At 68.5% G+C, this 15,760-nt stretch carries 16 protein-coding genes; 11 read left to right on the forward strand and 5 right to left on the reverse strand.

Going from position 1 to position 15,760, the window contains the following annotated elements; genetic code table 11:
- Nucleotides 1–6: 6 nt before the first annotated feature.
- Both RH94_RS43715 and RH94_RS17410 read left to right on the forward strand, forming a co-directional pair.
- Nucleotides 7–843, forward strand: coding sequence for a magnesium transporter MgtE N-terminal domain-containing protein (locus RH94_RS43715; protein WP_267893374.1), 837 nt, complete (start codon nucleotides 7–9; stop codon nucleotides 841–843).
- A gap of 338 nt (nucleotides 844–1,181) precedes the next feature.
- Entirely contained in the window at nucleotides 1,182–2,774 is a 1,593-nt protein-coding gene (locus RH94_RS17410; protein ID WP_073948494.1) for an NRAMP family divalent metal transporter, read from the forward strand.
- A gap of 64 nt (nucleotides 2,775–2,838) precedes the next feature.
- Here RH94_RS17410 and RH94_RS17415 read toward each other — a convergent pair whose 3' ends face one another.
- The 3 genes from RH94_RS17415 to RH94_RS17425 all read right to left on the reverse strand — a co-directional run bounded on the left by RH94_RS17415 (nucleotide 2,839) and on the right by RH94_RS17425 (nucleotide 4,654).
- The gene (locus RH94_RS17415; RefSeq protein WP_073948495.1) at nucleotides 2,839–3,285 is read right to left on the reverse strand and encodes a hypothetical protein; all 447 of its coding nucleotides are present in this window, start codon (nucleotides 3,283–3,285) and stop codon (nucleotides 2,839–2,841) included.
- A gap of 898 nt (nucleotides 3,286–4,183) precedes the next feature.
- Nucleotides 4,184–4,444, reverse strand: coding sequence for a hypothetical protein (locus RH94_RS17420; RefSeq protein WP_073948496.1), 261 nt, complete (start codon nucleotides 4,442–4,444; stop codon nucleotides 4,184–4,186).
- 30 nt (nucleotides 4,445–4,474) lie between these two features.
- A complete protein-coding gene (locus tag RH94_RS17425; protein ID WP_073948497.1) occupies nucleotides 4,475–4,654 on the reverse strand; it encodes a hypothetical protein in 180 nt (59 codons plus the stop codon).
- Between the two features lie 1,132 nt (nucleotides 4,655–5,786).
- Between RH94_RS17425 and RH94_RS17435 the strand changes: the two genes are divergently transcribed.
- The 9 genes from RH94_RS17435 (at nucleotide 5,787) to RH94_RS40370 (ending at nucleotide 12,734) form a co-directional block, all read left to right on the forward strand.
- Complete coding sequence (locus RH94_RS17435) at nucleotides 5,787–6,215, forward strand: type II toxin-antitoxin system VapC family toxin (RefSeq protein WP_073948498.1); 429 nt, start codon at nucleotides 5,787–5,789, stop codon at nucleotides 6,213–6,215.
- Nucleotides 6,216–6,713: 498 nt separating this feature from the next.
- A complete protein-coding gene (locus tag RH94_RS17440) occupies nucleotides 6,714–6,983 on the forward strand; it encodes a type II toxin-antitoxin system Phd/YefM family antitoxin (protein ID WP_073948499.1) in 270 nt (89 codons plus the stop codon).
- Complete coding sequence (locus tag RH94_RS17445) at nucleotides 6,973–7,440, forward strand: type II toxin-antitoxin system VapC family toxin (RefSeq protein WP_073948500.1); 468 nt, start codon at nucleotides 6,973–6,975, stop codon at nucleotides 7,438–7,440. Before RH94_RS17440 ends, RH94_RS17445 begins: the two co-directional genes overlap by 11 nt.
- A 445-nt stretch (nucleotides 7,441–7,885) precedes the next feature.
- On the forward strand, nucleotides 7,886–8,674 hold the full coding sequence (locus RH94_RS43720) for a hypothetical protein (protein ID WP_073948501.1): 789 nt from the start codon (nucleotides 7,886–7,888) through the stop codon (nucleotides 8,672–8,674).
- Nucleotides 8,675–8,701: 27 nt separating this feature from the next.
- Entirely contained in the window at nucleotides 8,702–9,856 is a 1,155-nt protein-coding gene (locus RH94_RS17455) for a sensor histidine kinase (RefSeq protein ID WP_073948502.1), read from the forward strand.
- Nucleotides 9,853–10,545, forward strand: a complete 693-nt coding sequence (locus RH94_RS17460; RefSeq protein ID WP_073948503.1) for a response regulator — start codon at nucleotides 9,853–9,855, stop codon at nucleotides 10,543–10,545. The genes RH94_RS17455 and RH94_RS17460 overlap by 4 nt, the downstream gene beginning before the upstream one ends.
- Before the next feature lie 478 nt (nucleotides 10,546–11,023).
- A complete protein-coding gene (locus RH94_RS17465; protein ID WP_073948504.1) occupies nucleotides 11,024–11,473 on the forward strand; it encodes a helix-turn-helix domain-containing protein in 450 nt (149 codons plus the stop codon).
- A gap of 58 nt (nucleotides 11,474–11,531) precedes the next feature.
- A complete protein-coding gene (locus tag RH94_RS17470) occupies nucleotides 11,532–12,080 on the forward strand; it encodes a PIN domain-containing protein (protein ID WP_199880985.1) in 549 nt (182 codons plus the stop codon).
- Nucleotides 12,081–12,509: 429 nt separating this feature from the next.
- Nucleotides 12,510–12,734 carry a hypothetical protein gene (locus RH94_RS40370; protein WP_143204034.1) on the forward strand — a complete coding sequence of 75 codons (225 nt, stop codon included), beginning with the start codon at nucleotides 12,510–12,512 and terminating at the stop codon, nucleotides 12,732–12,734.
- Between the two features lie 58 nt (nucleotides 12,735–12,792).
- On the opposite strand, the gene RH94_RS17475 is transcribed toward RH94_RS40370, so the two are convergent.
- Nucleotides 12,793–14,514 (reverse strand): fibronectin type III domain-containing protein, encoded by a 1,722-nt coding sequence (locus RH94_RS17475; protein ID WP_158073063.1) that lies wholly within the window; start codon nucleotides 14,512–14,514, stop codon nucleotides 12,793–12,795.
- A gap of 397 nt (nucleotides 14,515–14,911) precedes the next feature.
- A protein-coding gene (locus RH94_RS38840) for an IS5 family transposase (RefSeq protein ID WP_199880877.1) occupies nucleotides 14,912–15,711 on the reverse strand; the annotation gives its coding sequence in 2 pieces (ribosomal slippage) (nucleotides 14,912–15,372 and nucleotides 15,372–15,711; 801 coding nt in all).
- Between the last annotated feature and the right edge of the window lie 49 nt (nucleotides 15,712–15,760).

Genomic DNA, 15,760 nt, shown 5'->3' on the forward strand with positions numbered 1-15,760 from the left:
GAGCCGTTGATCGGTCATGCCCGCTCCGCCCGGGTCCGCGGGCCGTTCGCCCGTCTCGGACGGCTGAAGCCCGCGGACCTCGCCGATTTGCTGGAGGACGCCAACCGCACCGAGTCGCACGAGATCCTGCAGACCGTCCACGCCGACCCCGAGCTCGAAGCCGATGTGTTCGAGGAACTGGAGCCGGAGTCGCAGACCCGACTGCTGGGCGAACGCAGCGACGCCGAAATCGCCCAGGTGCTCGGTCGTATGCGTGCTGACGATGCTGCGGACGCCATCAACGACCTGCCGCAGAGCCGGCGCCAGCCGGTCCTGGACGCGCTCCCCGCCGGGCAGCGCACCAAGGTGCTGACGCTGATGGGCTTCAACCCCTCCAGCGCAGGGGGGCTGATGGCGCTCGACGTCCTCTCCATGGTGGGCAGCAGCACCGTCGCCGAGGCGCTGCGCTCGGCGGGTGAGGCCCGCGCCCTGCAGTCCCAGGCGCTGACCAGTGTGTATGTGGTCGGGGAGGAACGGCGGCTGCTCGGCGTGGTCACCCTCGTGGAGTTGCTGCAGGCCGATCCAGCCGCGCGGCTGGACGAGGTGGCCGACCGTGATCCGGTCCGCGCCGGGCCGGACACCGATGTCGAGGACGTCGCCCTGCTCATGACCGACTACAACCTGCTCACCGTCCCGGTCGTCGACGACGAGGACCGCATCCTGGGCGTCATCACGGTCGACGACGTCCTCGAGACGGTCATCCCGGACGACTGGCGCCGACGCGAGCCGGCCCCGCACCCGGCCCACCACATGGAGGAGCCCGGTCCCGAACGCGCCCCGCACGACAGGCCACCCGGATCATGAGCGCGGACGACCGGCCCACGGACGGGACGGGCCGCCCTGAGCCCCCGGCTCTCCCCGGCCGGCCGGCCCGTCCGGAGACCCCGGCCCGTCGTCCCGGGCTGGAGCATCCCCAGCCTGCGAGCCGCGCCGACCGCCCCGCCGAACCGGCGAAGCCCCGCCCGGTGGAGCACGAACGCCCCCCGGAGCCGCCGGAGCGGAAGCGTCCACCGGGGCCGCCTCCGAAGCGCCCCGCCGAAGCCCCCGCGAGGGGGGCCACCGGCCGTCCCGCCCAACCCCCCGTAAGGAAGGCCGCCGCCCGTCCCGCCGCGCCACCGTCCCGCCCGGCGCGGCCCAGCGCCGTGCTCGACGAGGCCCACCTCGGCGAGATTCAGGGCGCCTTCGGCCGCGTCCCCCGCGCACACGCCGAGGAGCGTCCCGGGTTCAAGATCCGGCTGCTGACCCTGATGGCCATCGTCGGCCCCGGCATCATCGTGATGGTCGGCGACAACGACGCGGGCGGCATCGCCACGTACGCACAGGCCGGCCAGAACTACGGCTACTCACTCCTGTGGGTACTGCTCCTGCTCATCCCCGTCCTGATCGTCAATCAGGAGATGGTCGTGCGGCTGGGCGCGGTCACCGGCGTCGGCCACGCGCGCCTGATCACCGAGCGGTTCGGCCGCTTCTGGGGCTGGTTCAGCGTCGGCGACCTCTTCCTGCTCAACTTCCTTACCATCGTGACCGAGTTCATCGGCATCTCCCTGGCCGCCGGATACCTCGGCGTCTCGAGATACGTCGTCGTTCCGGTGGCCGCCGTCGTCCTCGTGGCCGTGATCGCCAGCGGTTCCTTCCGCCGCTGGGAGCGCGCCATGTTCGCCTTCATCGGCGCCAGTCTGCTGCTGATCCCGCTGATCCTCATGTCCCAGCCGCAGTGGGGCCGCGCGGTACACGACTTCGTGGTGCCCGGCGTCCAGGGCGGCGTCACCAGCGAGGCCGTCCTGCTGATCATTGCGATCGTCGGCACCACCGTCGCCCCGTGGCAGCTGTTCTTCCAGCAGTCCAACGTGATCGACAAGCGCATCACCCCGCGCTTCATCGGCTACGAGCGCGCCGACACGGTGATCGGCTCCTTTGTGGTCGTCGCGGGTGCCGCCGCGTTGATCATGATCGCCGACTTCGCGGTCCGGGGCACCGCCGCCCGCGGCCACTTCACCGACGCCGCCGGAGTCGCCGACGCCCTCGGCCGCCACGACCCTGTGCTGGGCGTGCTGTTCGCGATCGTCCTGCTGGACGCCAGCATCATCGGAGCGGCCGCCGTCACCCTGGCCACCAGTTACGCCTTCGGTGACGTCTTCAACCTGCGCCACTCCCTGCACCGCAGCTTCGGCGAGGCCAAGCAGTTCTACGCCTCCTACAGCCTGCTGGTCCTGGTCGCGGCCGCCGTCGTCCTCATCCCGGGTGCGCCGCTCGGCCTGATCACCGAGGCAGTGCAGGCCCTTGCCGGACTGCTGCTGCCCTCCGCGAGCGTGTTCCTGCTCCTGCTGTGCAACGACACCGAAGTGCTCGGCCCCTGGGTCAACCCGCGCTGGCTGAACATGCTCGCCACCGTCATCATCGCCGTCCTGCTGATGCTCTCCGGCACGCTGATGGCCACCACACTCTTCCCGACGGTCAACGTCACCCGGCTCACCATCTGGCTGGCGATCACACTGGTCACGGGCCTGATCACCGTTGCTGTCACCCTCCGGGTCCTCCGGCGCCGCATGCCTGCGCGGCAGGTACCGGTGATGTCGCAGGCCGATAAACTCGCCTGGCGCATGCCGCCCCTGGCACTCCTGCGGCCGGTGCGCTGGTCGGCCGGCACCCGGCTGGGCATGATGGCGCTGCGCGGCTATCTGATCCTCAGCGCCCTGCTCCTGCTCGTCAAGGCGATTCGGCTCGGTAGCTCCTGACCCGGTCCTGACAGAGGACCTCCCCCCGGGGGGAGGGGCAGCCATGCCGCGGGACACCGGTCGGTCAGTGGCGCCGGCGTGCGGCCTCGACCAGGAGCCGGGTGACGTCGGCAGGCAGGTCCAGGTGGCGCTCGATCCACTTGGCGTCCTGGCCGTGGGTGGCGAAGATCCACGCGGTGTAGAGGTGGTTGAGACTGGGCGCGTCCTCGCCGAGCAGATGCGGTCGAACGGTCTCCATGGGAAAGCCGTCCAGCGTGCGGGTGGTGAACCAGGACTCGCCGACCGTCTCCGGCAGACGCCGCCGGGCCTGACGGGCGGCCTTCCGGTGGCTGTGCCGGATGGCCGCCACCACGATGAACGCGGCGGTGGCTGCGCCGATGAGCGCCCCGCTGACGAGCGGCCGGTCCCGAGCCGACGCGGTCGCCAGCACGGTCGTCTCCAGCACGATCAGCGTGAGCAGCCCCAGTACGGCGGCCCCCTCGCCGGTGCGCGGGTGAGGCAGGGGCCTCATGACACGCTCCCTTCCGGTTCCATCCTGGCCTGTCACCGGGCCGTTGTCCTGGGGCCACAAGGAGCCTTTCCGGGCTGCGTAGCAGGGAGCGCTGCCCTGATCTGTCAGGCCGGCGCCCGGGGCAATCCCCGCTCGGATTCCTCGTCGTCCATGTGCCAGTGCAGGTCGCTCACGCCCGGCTCCATGGAGAAGCGGGCAATCAGCTGCTCCAGCCAGGCGGCGGCATCGCCGTCGATCGTGACGGGAGCGTGCAGTCAGCGGTGCGATCCGCGCTCATTGCGCATCGGTCAGTTCCCGGCAGCCCTGGCCATGAGAGTGGGGAGATGTTTGCCTCCTTTCACTCGAAAAGCCATCCGGTTCCCGCTCCGGGACACATCGACTTCCAGGCATATTTCAGGCATCTTCCGGGGGGATGCCATGGCGATCTTCAACGTTCTCCTCCCCGCCCTGGGCCGCGACCATGGCGGCCACGGCGACCGCGACCGGGACCACGGTTACTGATTTCGGCCACTACCAGTGATTCGGAGCGGAGCGGACTGGAGCCAAGGGAGCCGAGTCCAAGGGAGCCGAGTCCAAGGGAGCCGAGTCCAAGAGAGCCGGTCCGCTCCGTCAGTACGTCCTGCGGCGGCTGCTGTCGGTGGGCGCGGACCCGCAGGCCGTGGTCGAGGCCGCTCCGCCGCCCCCGCGCGAGGTGTTCCCGGCGGTGGTTTGCCGAACCGGGGAGTAGGGGGTCGAGGTGGTGTCCTCTGCCGACCGCGTCGAGCAAGGCCTGGAGTTCGGGGGGTGGGAGCGTGTCGGACCATGCCCGCCGCCAGTGGTGCAACACGGTGGAGGGGGCCAGCCGACTCCTGACCGCGCGCAGTACCCGCGGCCACTCTTTGACGGGTTCTTGACGCGGCTACGAACCGACGCGCGTATCGCCCGGACCGACCCATTCATGGATCACACCGACCTCCACACCGGCGTCGTGGGCGATGTCCTCGGGCGCCACACCGGCGCTCCAGGCAACGAGAACGGCGCGTCGGAGTTCCTCCGCACGCGTCTCCAGCCCGATCTCGGCGGCCTCCCCGGACGCGGCCATCAAAGCAGCCGCGTCCTCGGTCAGCCGTTGCCCCGCCCGGCGCACCGCCAGGCGGGCTTCTTCCCGCGGACCGTTCACCGTCTGCCTCCAAGGGGGCCGCGCTGCCGATCAGTTCTGCGCGGCCGACCGGGCCAGCCTGATGCTGAGCCACAGCAGGCTCACCGGCATCCCGATGCCGCACGCGTCGGCCAGGGCGAGGATCGCCGGTTCGGCGACCGGCAGCAGCCGCAGACCGCGCTCGGCCACCTCAGGAACAGGGAAACGGGGCAGCGTGATGGTGATCGTCATGACGCACCTCCGCCTGATCGGCACCCTCAGGCGCGCCGGCGGCGAACACGATCACCGCCCGGCACTTCGCACTTCGAGTCGAGGCAGGCCGTCAGACAGTGACGCGGTGACCGCCGGGCGCCTCGGGTGCAACGGAATGGGAGCTGGGACTACTGCTGCAGGAACTCATCCCGTTCACCTCCTTGCGCTCACAGCGGCCACGTCGAACAGGGGCACAACACACCCTCCAACCAGGCTACAACCACGTACAACGCGATCACCCGCCGAAACCTTCCCATCGGTTCCGCGTAAATCCCCGACGAGGCGGGATGTCGCCCAGGAACCGGGGGAGACGCCCGGCGTTCCCACGGAAGACGGCGGCGATCCCACGGAGGACGCCGCCTGACGGCGCGTTCCCATGGAAGGCCAAAAGGCCCCTCGGAGATCACTTCCGGGAGGCCTTTCTGATGCCCCGATGCAGGTCAGAGCGGTAATGCGTTGTGCCCCGGCAGGATTCGAACCTGCGACACCCGCTTTAGGAGTCTTCCCCGGGCGAGGCCGTGACCTGCGTAAATGTAGCCCGCAGCGCACCTGACCTGCGAAATCACTTCTCCGCGGTTCCCGTGTGTTCTCAGCTGTTCCCGGCCTCATGTGTGCTGAATCCGTTCCGGTCGGCCGATGGGCCGGGGGTGGGTACCTGATGTGGAGCCTCATCGCCTCATGGACGAGGGCGACCGGGCGAACTCCGTAGGAACTGCCGCTGAGGTTCGGCGGGCAGGCGGACGGATGCTCCACTCCCGTCCCAAAGCTGTGAGCGGGCAGGTGGGAACCCGTAGCCTGGGACCAGCAGCAGTACGCAGCCTGATCAAGTGGAGGGGATGCCGATGACCACAGCCCCGAGCGGTGTGCCTCACACGCCACCCCCGTCGTCGCACCCGTTGCGGACCATTCGCGACATCCGGGAGTCCCTGCCTGAGGACCAGCGTCGGCATTTCGACGCAGAGCTAGCCGACACGGAGATCGAGGCACTGCCAGAGATGCTGCACCGCTGGGTGGCCCTGAGCAACGACGGCTTCGAGGAGTTCCTGCTCTCCCGGCCCTTCGAGGGTCTGGAGTTCGGTGCCCGCTCCTACGACGAGTAGACGGACGCCGAGTGATCTACCTGTTCGACACCAATGTCGTCGCCGAGCTGACGACCCGGGCGAAGCCTGACCCCCGCGTCCTGGCCTGGTTCCGCTCCACGGCCAGGCCCAACCGCTTCCTGAGCGTGATTACCGTGGCCGAGATCGAGGCCGGCGTGGCCGCTGCTCCGGATCCTGTACGCCAGGCCCGCTACGCTCGGGCCCTCGCTGCGGTACGGCACGAATACCGTGACCGCATCGCGCCGATCGGCGAACCGGAAGCGGCCGCCTATCTCACCGTCCACAAGACGCTCAGGGCCGCCGGCACCAGCATCGACCCGCCGGACGCACTGATCGCTGCCACCGCCCTGGCCAACGGCTGGACGGTTGCCACCCGCAACATCAAGCACATGGCCCGAACCGGGGCTCTGGTGGTCAATCCGTGGGAGCAGCAACTTTAGGTCGAGGAGCCCCTCACATATATGTGCTGCGAAGCCGGAGGCCCTGCCGCCCACTCGGACTGCAGGGCCTCCGGCCTGCTTTTTCTCTGTGCCCCCGGCAGGATTCGAACCTGCGACACCCGCTTTAGGAGTTTTCCCTGGTCAGGTCAGTGACCTGCATAAACGTCAACCGCAGGACGGCTGACCTGGTCGGATACCCCTCCGTGGTTCTCGCTTGTTCGCGGGGTTTCCCGTCCTCATGTGTGCTGAATCCGTTCCGGCAGGGGCTGCCCGCGAGACGGCCACCCACCGGCTCTGTGCCGCAGATGCGAGGAGCTCTGCCACTCGTGTCACGGTCTGGGCCGCGCCGATGCAGTGCACGCTTGCCGGAGCACTTCAGGCACCCATGACGACCGCCGGCCCGCCCTGGTCGCTCGCTGGGTTCACGGCCGAAGGCTTGTCAGCGCAAGCCTTCGAGCGAAGTGCTACCCGGTAGCACCGAGTGCTACCGTGGTTGGTATGAGCGTTCAGCCCGAAATCACCCAGCGGGATCTGCGCAACCGGTCCCGAGAGATCATGGACGCCATACAGGGCGGCCAGTCGTTCACCGTCACCCGTGACGGACACCCGATCGGCCAGCTCGTCCCTCTGCGGCGACGCCGTCGGTTCGTCTCCCGCCAGGAGTTCGCCGCGATGTCCAGGACCGCCCCCGCCATCGACCTCGACACGTTCCGCGCCGACCAGGACGCCACGGCCGACGCCTACCTGGACGATCCCTATGCCCGCTGACCGCTCGACGTACGCGCAGGGACTCCTCGACACCAACATCATGATTCTGCGCCGGTGGGTGGCCCCCGAGGAACTGCCGGACGAAATGGCGATCACCGCCATCACCCTGGCCGAGTTGTCCGCCGGTCCGCACGAGGTGCGCCGCAACGACGAGCAGAGCGGCTACGACGAACACGCCGAACGCGCCCGCAGGCTCGACGTCCTGCAACGCGCCGAGAACGAGTTCGACCCCATCCCCTTCGACGCCGAGGCAGCCCGCATCTACGGTCGCATCTGCGCCGCGGTGATCAGTGCGGGCCGTAAGCCGCGCCGCCGGGTGGCCGACCTGATGATTGCTGCCATCGCCGTGGCCGAGGACCTCCCCCTCTTCACCACCAACCCCGACGACTTCAAAGGGCTGGACGACCTCCTCACCGTCGTACCGGTCACCCGCCCGAAGGTGCCCCACGACGGCTGATGCCAGGGCACCGGGTCGGTGGGAGCACGGCGGACTTCGTGGGGTGAGCGTGGAGCGGACGCGATCACGCAGCAGGGCCGGTTCGGGGGGACAAGCCCTTCGAACCGGCCCTTGGCTGCTGTGCCCCCGGCAGGATTCGAACCTGCGACACCCGCTTTAGGAGTTTTTTCTGGGCGGGGCTGTGACCTGCGGAGACGTGGGCCGCGAGGTGTCTGACCAGGGGAAAGACTTCTCCGCAGTTCTCACGTGTTCGCGGTGCTTCCCGTCCTCGTGTGTGCTGAATGCGTTCCGCAAGGGCCGTCTTCCTGGCATGACGATATTCGCTCAGCAGCGGCTCGGAGACGGTGCCGACCCAAGCAGGCCGACGGGTCATACCCAGGTCTGACCCCGCAGTTCAGCTCTTGGCCTGACGCCCCGCAGGGGCGGCGAAGGCATCGTCGTCAGTATGACGAACCCGGCGAGATTCGTGATCACCCCGGCCGCGACGATCGGTGCCCGACTGCGTGACGCACTACCTGTGGAGCGGCTGGAGGGCACCGGCTTCCCGGGGCGCTGGGTGGGCGGCGTTGCCATGGTGCTCGGCCCACTCCTGATGCTGACCGGCGCGCTGTTACGGGCCCGCTTCCACTTCTTCTACCCTGACCAACTCGCCGCGTACGAGCGACAGCCCATCCTGATGGTTGCGGCATACGCTCTCTTTGCTGCAGGCAGTCTGCTGCTCTGGCCCGCCGTGGCAGTGGTGGCCGCACGGATCGCAGCCCGGAGCGTCGGCTGGGGCCTATGGGGAGGGTGCCTGGTCATGTTCGGGCTGTTCACCCGCGTCTTCCACGCAGGAGTGGACCACCTGGCTTTTCAGCTGGTGCGTTCGCAAGGAGTCGAGGCTGCCACCGAGGCGGTGACCGCCGGATACGGTGCCTTCCACATCTTCTCCGCGCTGAACCTCGCCATCGTCCTGGGGTGGATCGTCCTTGCCCTCGGAGCCTGGCGTACCAGGGTGCTCGGCCCGGTCCGCGCTACCGCGCTCGGCCTCACCGCGGCACTGCCTCTCGGAGTGCTCAAGGGGACCACGCCTCTGTCGCTGGTGGCCCTGGCCGGGCTGTGCGCCGCAATGGTGCCGTTGGGCCTTTCGCTGCTGTGTGAAGCGCCCCGCCCCAATGGGGCGGCGGTGCTGCGCTGGGTGCCGCTGATCCTGGTGATGCTCGGGCTGACGGTGCTGCTCGGACAGGCCGGTTGAGTGCACGCCTGCGGGTACGGTCGGGCCATGAAGCTCAAGGGGCAGCATCATCTCTACGCCCTCGACCTCGGCGCGGCCCTGGCCCTGACCGCTGTGTACGTCGGCTTCGCCCGACTGACCGCCGATGACGGCCAACCCACCTACACAGGTCCGTTCTGGCTCGGCTGTCTGATCGCCGCCGCGGTCGGTCTGCCGATCGCAGTACGCCGTCGTTGGCCGCTCGCGGTCCTGGGGACCGTGCTCGTGGCTCTGACCACGGCATCGCTCCTCGACATACCTCGTGAGCCGTACACCGCCGCCGGTCTGGCGGCTTACCTCGTCGCACTGGCCGAGCCCGCCCGTCGATCCGTGCCCGCACTCGCGGTGACACTGTCGGTGGCGTGCGGCGCCGTCTACCTCGGCGAGGCGACGGTCACTCCCGCCGAGGACTGGCAGGGTGCCGTAGGAGTGGCCGGGTTGGTGTCGGTGGTGATCGGCGGGGCCTGGGGGGCGGGGTGCACCGTGCGCGGTCGCCGCGTCGAGGCCGAACGGGAGGAGCGGCGCCGGTCGGAGCGCGCGCTGGACGAGGAGCGCCTGCGGATCGCACGCGAGTTGCACGACATCGTCTCGCACAACCTCAGCCTGATCGCTGTCAAGGCGGGTGTTGCCGGGCATGTGGCGGAAGCCGCCCCGCAGGAGGCACGGGCCGCGCTCAAGGTCATCGAGGAGACAAGCCGTTCCGCGCTGGCCGAGATGCGGCGCACGCTCGGTGTGCTGCGCACCGAAGGCGCCCCCCTGGGACCTGTACCGGACCTCGACAGCCTCGGCTCGCTCGTCGCGGAGGCGGACCGGACAGGGGTGGACGTCGACCTGACCGTGCACGCCGTGGAGGGGCTGGCCAAGGGGACACAGCTGACCATCTACCGGATCGTCCAGGAAGCCCTCACCAATGTGATCCGGCACGCGGCCCCGACCCGCTGTCAGGTCACGGTCGAGGCAGATGCGCGAGAGATCCGCATCGACATCGCGGATGAGGGACCACCGCCGGCATCCAGGCAGGTCATCAGCGAACTACCGGACGGCCATGGCCTCTTGGGGATGAAGGAGCGCGTGATGATGTACGGCGGCAGCTTCGATGCGGGGCCCCGACCGGAGGGCGGCTTCACAGTATCCGTCCGCCTGCCCGCTGAAGGGACTCCATGACCATGACCGGCATGACCCCGGTCCGGGTACTGATCGTCGACGACCAGGCGATGGTGCGCGGCAGCTTCCGAGCCCTCGTCGACCACACGCCTGGCATGACGGCCGTGGGCGAGGCCGCGAACGGAGCGGAGGCCGTCGAAGTCGCCCGCCGCGAACGACCGGACGTCGTACTGATGGACGTGCGCATGCCGGACCTCGACGGGATCGAGGCAACCCGGCAGATCTGCTCGGACCCGGCCCTGTCCGGCGTCCGCGTCCTCGTCCTCACCACCTTCGACCTGGACGAGTATGTCTACGCCGCCCTGCGCGCCGGCGCCGTGGGCTTTCTGCTGAAGGACACCCCGCCGACCGAGGTCCTCACCGCCATCGGCATCGTCGCTGCGGGCGAGGCACTGCTCGCCCCCTCGGTGACCCGCCGCCTGATCGCGGAGTTCGCCCGGCGCCCAGAGCCGGCGCGACCGCCGAGACGCTCGCTGGATGCGATCACGAACCGCGAGATGGAGGTGCTCGGCCTGATCGCCCGCGGCCTGTCCAACACAGAGATCACAGAACACCTCCACCTGAGCCTGGCCACGGTCAAGACCCATATCGGGCGGTTGCTCGCCAAACTGAATGCGCGCGACCGTGCCCAGCTCGTGATCGTCGCCTACGAGACCGGGCTCGTAGGCGACCGTCGGCGTGGAGCGTGACGTTCACGGGAGGGACGGTTCTCGTCAGCGCCTCGAAGCGCACCTCACACGCGCCACGAGACGGGAAGGCCCCGCTCACTGGAATGACAGAGCATCTGACCTGCTGTTCCTCTGTGCCCCCGGCAGGATTCGAACCTGCGAAACCCGCTTTAGGAATTCGATCTACGTCCGCCTCTGTCGTCGCCGTCGGCTGATCCGACAGTCGCCCAGGAGTGCCGCTGTGTGCTGCCGTCCGGCCTCGTTGATGTCAGCGTTGGATGTCATCGAAACAGCTCCGGAACTGGGCAGACCTCCAAATGATGCCTCCGGCCGGCCTGCCCACCTTCACCGGGTGTGCTGATCGGGGCGCCGTCACAGCGCCAGGCAGGTCCTCTGACCGTCGTGACCCCCCTGGTGACCACACAGTTGTCTGTGCAAGACCCCTCGGTTACTGTTATTACAGATGAGTTTTTGCCTGAGGCAGTGATTGGAGGAGGCTATGGCTCGTACGAGCGTCCTTGCCCGTGCTGAGAAGGTCGAACCGAATCCCTCACATCAGGGTGCCCTCGCCGCGACTGCCCGAATGGTGCCAGAGCAGGTTCAGGTTCTGGTGCGCACCTCGGACGGTGGCGAGCTGGCGCTGCCACGGGAACTGGTTCGCATTCTCCTCGCCTCCGCCCACGAGCTGGCCCGCGGACATGCGGTTACGGTCCTGGCCTCCGAGGTTCAGCTGTCGCCCGCCGAGGCTGCTGAGCTTCTGGGCTTGTCTCGACCGTTTGTCGCCCGTCTCCTTGATGCCGGTGACATCCCGTCGATGAATCTGCCCGGAAGTAGTCACCGTGTGGTGCGCCTTGCTGATGTGCTGGCGTTCCAGCAGCGGCGTGAGCGCCGCAGGGAGGGGCGGCGTCAGATCGCCGACGTGTTGGACGACACCGAATCGGCCAGTTGATTCGGTTCTCACCGCCAGCGGCAAAGCAGAAGGGGGAAGCGTGGCACCGCGGGTCTTCGTGGACACCAACGTCTTGTTTCCGTTCTCGGTGATGGACGTGATGCTGGCCCTCACGGAGGACTCGGTTCACGAGATCGTGTGGTCCGAGCGGCTCCTCGCGGAGTGGGAGCGGGTCATCGTCCGGGAAGGCAGGCGTTCAGCGAAGTCGGCTGCCGCGGTCGGCCATGCCGTTCGACGCTTCTTCGCTGACTGTGAGATCGCGGCAGCGTCCTATGAGCATCTTGTGGATGAGATGCCTGGCGATGATCCCGACGACCGGCACCATGCGGCGGCAGCGGTGGCTGCCGGTGCCGCCGCGCTGGTTACCTGGAACCTTGCCGACTTCCCGGCGGGTGACTTGGCTGAGCGCGGAGTGCGGGTGATCGGCCCGGATCCGTACTTGTGCGGGCTGTATGGCGAGGTGCCGGATGAGGTGGTGGATACGGTGGTCAGGCTTGCCGGAGAGAAGCGCAACCCGCCCGTCACGATCACTGATGCCATCGCCCGACTCGCGAAGGCCGGTTTACCAGGCTTCGCCGACCTCTTGACGCAGCATCTCGGGCACTGAACCCAGGGGTTACGACGGCGGCTCGTAAGCGGATGACTGGAACCGAATGTTCACGCAAACGGCCCCGGACTAGGAGTCCGGGGCCGAAGAGAACGCCTCCCTGGGGAGAAACCCCAAGGAGGCGTCGCACCACATGGTGCCCCCGGCAGGATTCGAACCTGCGACACCCGCTTTAGGAGTTTTCCCTGGGCTAGGCTGTGACCTGCGGAAACGTCAGTCACAGGGTGTCTGGCTTGGGAGAACACTCCTCCGTGGTTCTCGCGTGTTCACGGGGTTTCCCGGCCTCATGTGTGCTGAATCCGTTCTGGATGAAAGCCATCCGAGGAGCAGTTGGCGGCCCGCGCCCTGCACGCGACGTCTTCGCCGTCCTGCTGTGGGAGGCCCATGACGATTCGTGGAGCTGGAGCGGCACCTCACTCTGAGTCATGGGTGCGGATCGCCGGCGCGTTTGCCCTGGTGCGCCGTGGCGCAGAGCCGAATGATGAGGGCCGGATGGCCGTTTCCCCTCGACAGGCGCTCGTCGACCCCGGTGTCGCGGTGGCCGATGTTCAGCGCGACGAGGGCCGCGACCTCAAGGTCGCGGCCCTCGTCGCCGTTGCACGCATGACAAATGCTTCCCCGAGCGATCAGGGTCCGCCGCAGACGTCCCGCTGATCCGCCTCGGTCAGAATCCGTGTGACCGCCGCGAAGTCGTCGGCACGGTTCCCGGGGCTCACACGTAGTCGCCCCTGGCCGCCGAGTAGTGCGCCACGGCGGCCGGTGTGCCGTCGGCGAGGATGCCGGTGATCCGGAAGTACGACGTCTCGCCGAGCGGCAGGGGCACGGCGGCGCGGTAGATGCGGTTCGGGGCCGCGGCGACGGAGGTGACCGGTTCGTACGTCCTGGTGGCCACGTTCCAGCGCTCCAGACGGTGCTCGGTGATGCCGGCGCAGGCCGCCTTGTCGGAGCAGGCCCACTCCAAGCGGCCGGTTCTGGTCACGGCGTCGGGGTTGAGGACGGTGAGCACGCCGGAGTCCTCGCCGAGGGCGTCGTCGGGCCTGTTGTCGAGTTCGGTGGTGGTGACGGTGGGGGCCAGGTCGAGGCCGATGTGGTTGCCCCACTGGTCGATCGCTACGACGAGGAAGGTCACCGTCTCGCCGTCCGCCGGTCCGGCGCACAGCATCGCGTTCGGCAGGGCGGTGGGCTTCTTGGGGTCGACGGCGTCGGAGCACCCGTCATTGTTGTAGCCGGTGCTGCCGTCCGGCCGCCGTACGACGCGGGTGGCGGCGTAGCTCAGGCCGCTCTCGGCGGGGGCGTCCCAGCTCAGCAGGACGCCATCGGCGCGGGGCGTGGCGGTCAGGCCGGTGAGCGGGGCCGGGGGAACGCTGTCGGGGGTCACCGAACGCGGCGCGGACATCGGGGACGCGTTGCCAGCGGCGTCGGTCACCACGGCGGCGTAGGTGTAGGTGGTGCCGTCGAACGCCGGCAGTTCGTCCACGTACGCGTAGGCCGACGTCGGCGACGAGTCCTTCGACGCTGTGCCGATGAGTTCGGGGCTGTCGTTGAGGGTGTCGCCGGTGGACCGGTAGATGCTGATGGTGCCGCCGATCCTCATCTCCTCCTCGGTCCGGTCGTCCCAGTTGATCTTCAGAGAGCTGGGGGTGTTCGCCATGTGGGACACGGCGATGACGGGTGCCGTCGGGGCGACGGTGTCGACCGGGGTGACCGTCAGGAAGGGTGTGCTCTCGGACAGGTTCCCGGCGCGGTCGGTGACGCAGATGTAGTAGCGGATGGGCTTGCCGTTGCGGGGCAGTTTGGTGTCGGTCCAGGAGGTTCTGTCGGTCAGGACCATGGGCATCCAGTCACCCACCGCGGTCTGCCGGTAGACCCGGTAGTAGGCGAGGTCCATCTCCTTGTTGGGCGCCCAGGAGAAGGTGGCGGAGTCGGTGCCCTTGTCGTACACCACCTTCGCCCCGGTGGGTGTGAGAGGGGCGACATGGTCCACGGTGGCGCCGGTGCGGGGCGCGTAGGTGAACTTGACGGCGGCGGCACCGGTCCAGTTGACGTAGTCGATACGGAGGGTGTGGGTGCCGCGGGGGATGGTCAGGTTGACGGTGCGGGAGACGGTGCTGGACCCGTTCTTCCACAGGTCGATCTTGCGTGCGCCGTCGAGGTACACACGGATGCCGTCCTGGCCGGAGGCGGTGAACGCGAAAGGCCCTCCGGAGCCGAAGTCGCGTTTCACGGTCCAGCGGACGCCGAAGTTGTCCTTGGCGACGCCGGGGACCCCGGGCGATTTGGTGCCCCAGTTCTCGTTGATCGCGGTGTCACAGTCCGTGCGCTTCGGCGCGCCCGAGAAGCTGGTGTTCGCGAAGAACTGCCGGGTGTAGGTGTTCGTCGCGCAGGCAGCCGCCGACGCCGGGGAGGTGGCGACCGCGACAAGAGTGCCCGTCATCGCGACCACCACCGCGGTCGCGGCGGCCAAACGGGATCTTCCGACATTTCTCACTGCATCCCCTTTTGAGCGTGTGACCGCCCCTCGGACAGTCGTACGAGAAGTGGGATACATGAGAGCAGTCTGTGGTTGCACGGCCAAGCGGTTTCCGGTCGCCGCCGGTGACGAGTGCCCTCAGGCGGAGGATGCCGATTCATACCAGTTCGGGTCGTCCGAGACGCCGGTCGGGAGACCATGAGCCGCAGGGACCGCCTGCTCAAGCGACACCGGCGGAGGAAACTGCCGTCAAGACCCGCTGTCACTGCCCCGCGGCCGATGGTCGCGGGACAGTGACAGCAGGCCACATGCGGTGCCCCCGGCAGGATTCGAACCTGCGACACCCGCTTTAGAAGGCATCTCATTTGGCGAGTCTGCGGTAGCAGATGAGGGTGCAGGCGATGCTGGTGAAGGCCAGGAAGTGCTCTGCCTTGCGCTCGTAGCGGCGGTGCAGACGGCGGCAGCCGGCGAGCCAGGACATGGTGCGCTCGATGGTCCAGCGGTGCCGCCCGAGCCGCTGCGAGGTCTCGACGCCCTTGCGGGCGATGCGGTGCCGGATGCCCCGCCGGGACAGCCATTTCCGCAGGTGCGCGTAGTCGTATCCCTTGTCGGCATGGAGCTTGCCGGGCCTGCGCCGGCGGGGGCCTCGGCGGGACCGGATCGGCGGTATGCCCTTCACCAGCGGCATCAGGGCCTGGCTGTCGTGGACGTTGGCACCGGAGATTCCGACGGACAGGGGCAGACCGGTCCGCTCGGTGATCAAGTGGATCTTCGACCCGTACTTGCCTCGGTCGACAGGATTCGGGCCTGTCAGGTCCCCCTTTTCATCGCCCGCATGTTCACCGAGTCGATCGCGCACCTCGACCAGTCCAGCTCGCCGCGGGAGCCGAGTTCATCCAGGACCAGGCGGTGCAGCTTGGCCCACACCCGGGCCTTGGTCCACTCGGTGAACCGGCGGTGCGCCGTCGCGCCGGACGGCCCGAACGATGCGGCCGGCAGCTGCTGCCACGTGCAGCCCGACGTCGCCACGAACACGATCGCGGCCAGCACCTCGCGGTCACCGTGCCGCCGCCGGCCACCGCCCTGAGGCCGCGTCGGCGCCTCCGGCACCACGCGCTGGAACAGCTCCCACAACTCATCCGGCACCAGCCGCTCAACGATCCCCACCACGGCCGACAGCCTACCCAGCCAAATGAGATGACCTCTTAGG

It is taken from the genome of Streptomyces kebangsaanensis, assembly GCF_001906585.1.
Taxonomy (GTDB): domain Bacteria; phylum Actinomycetota; class Actinomycetes; order Streptomycetales; family Streptomycetaceae; genus Streptomyces; species Streptomyces kebangsaanensis.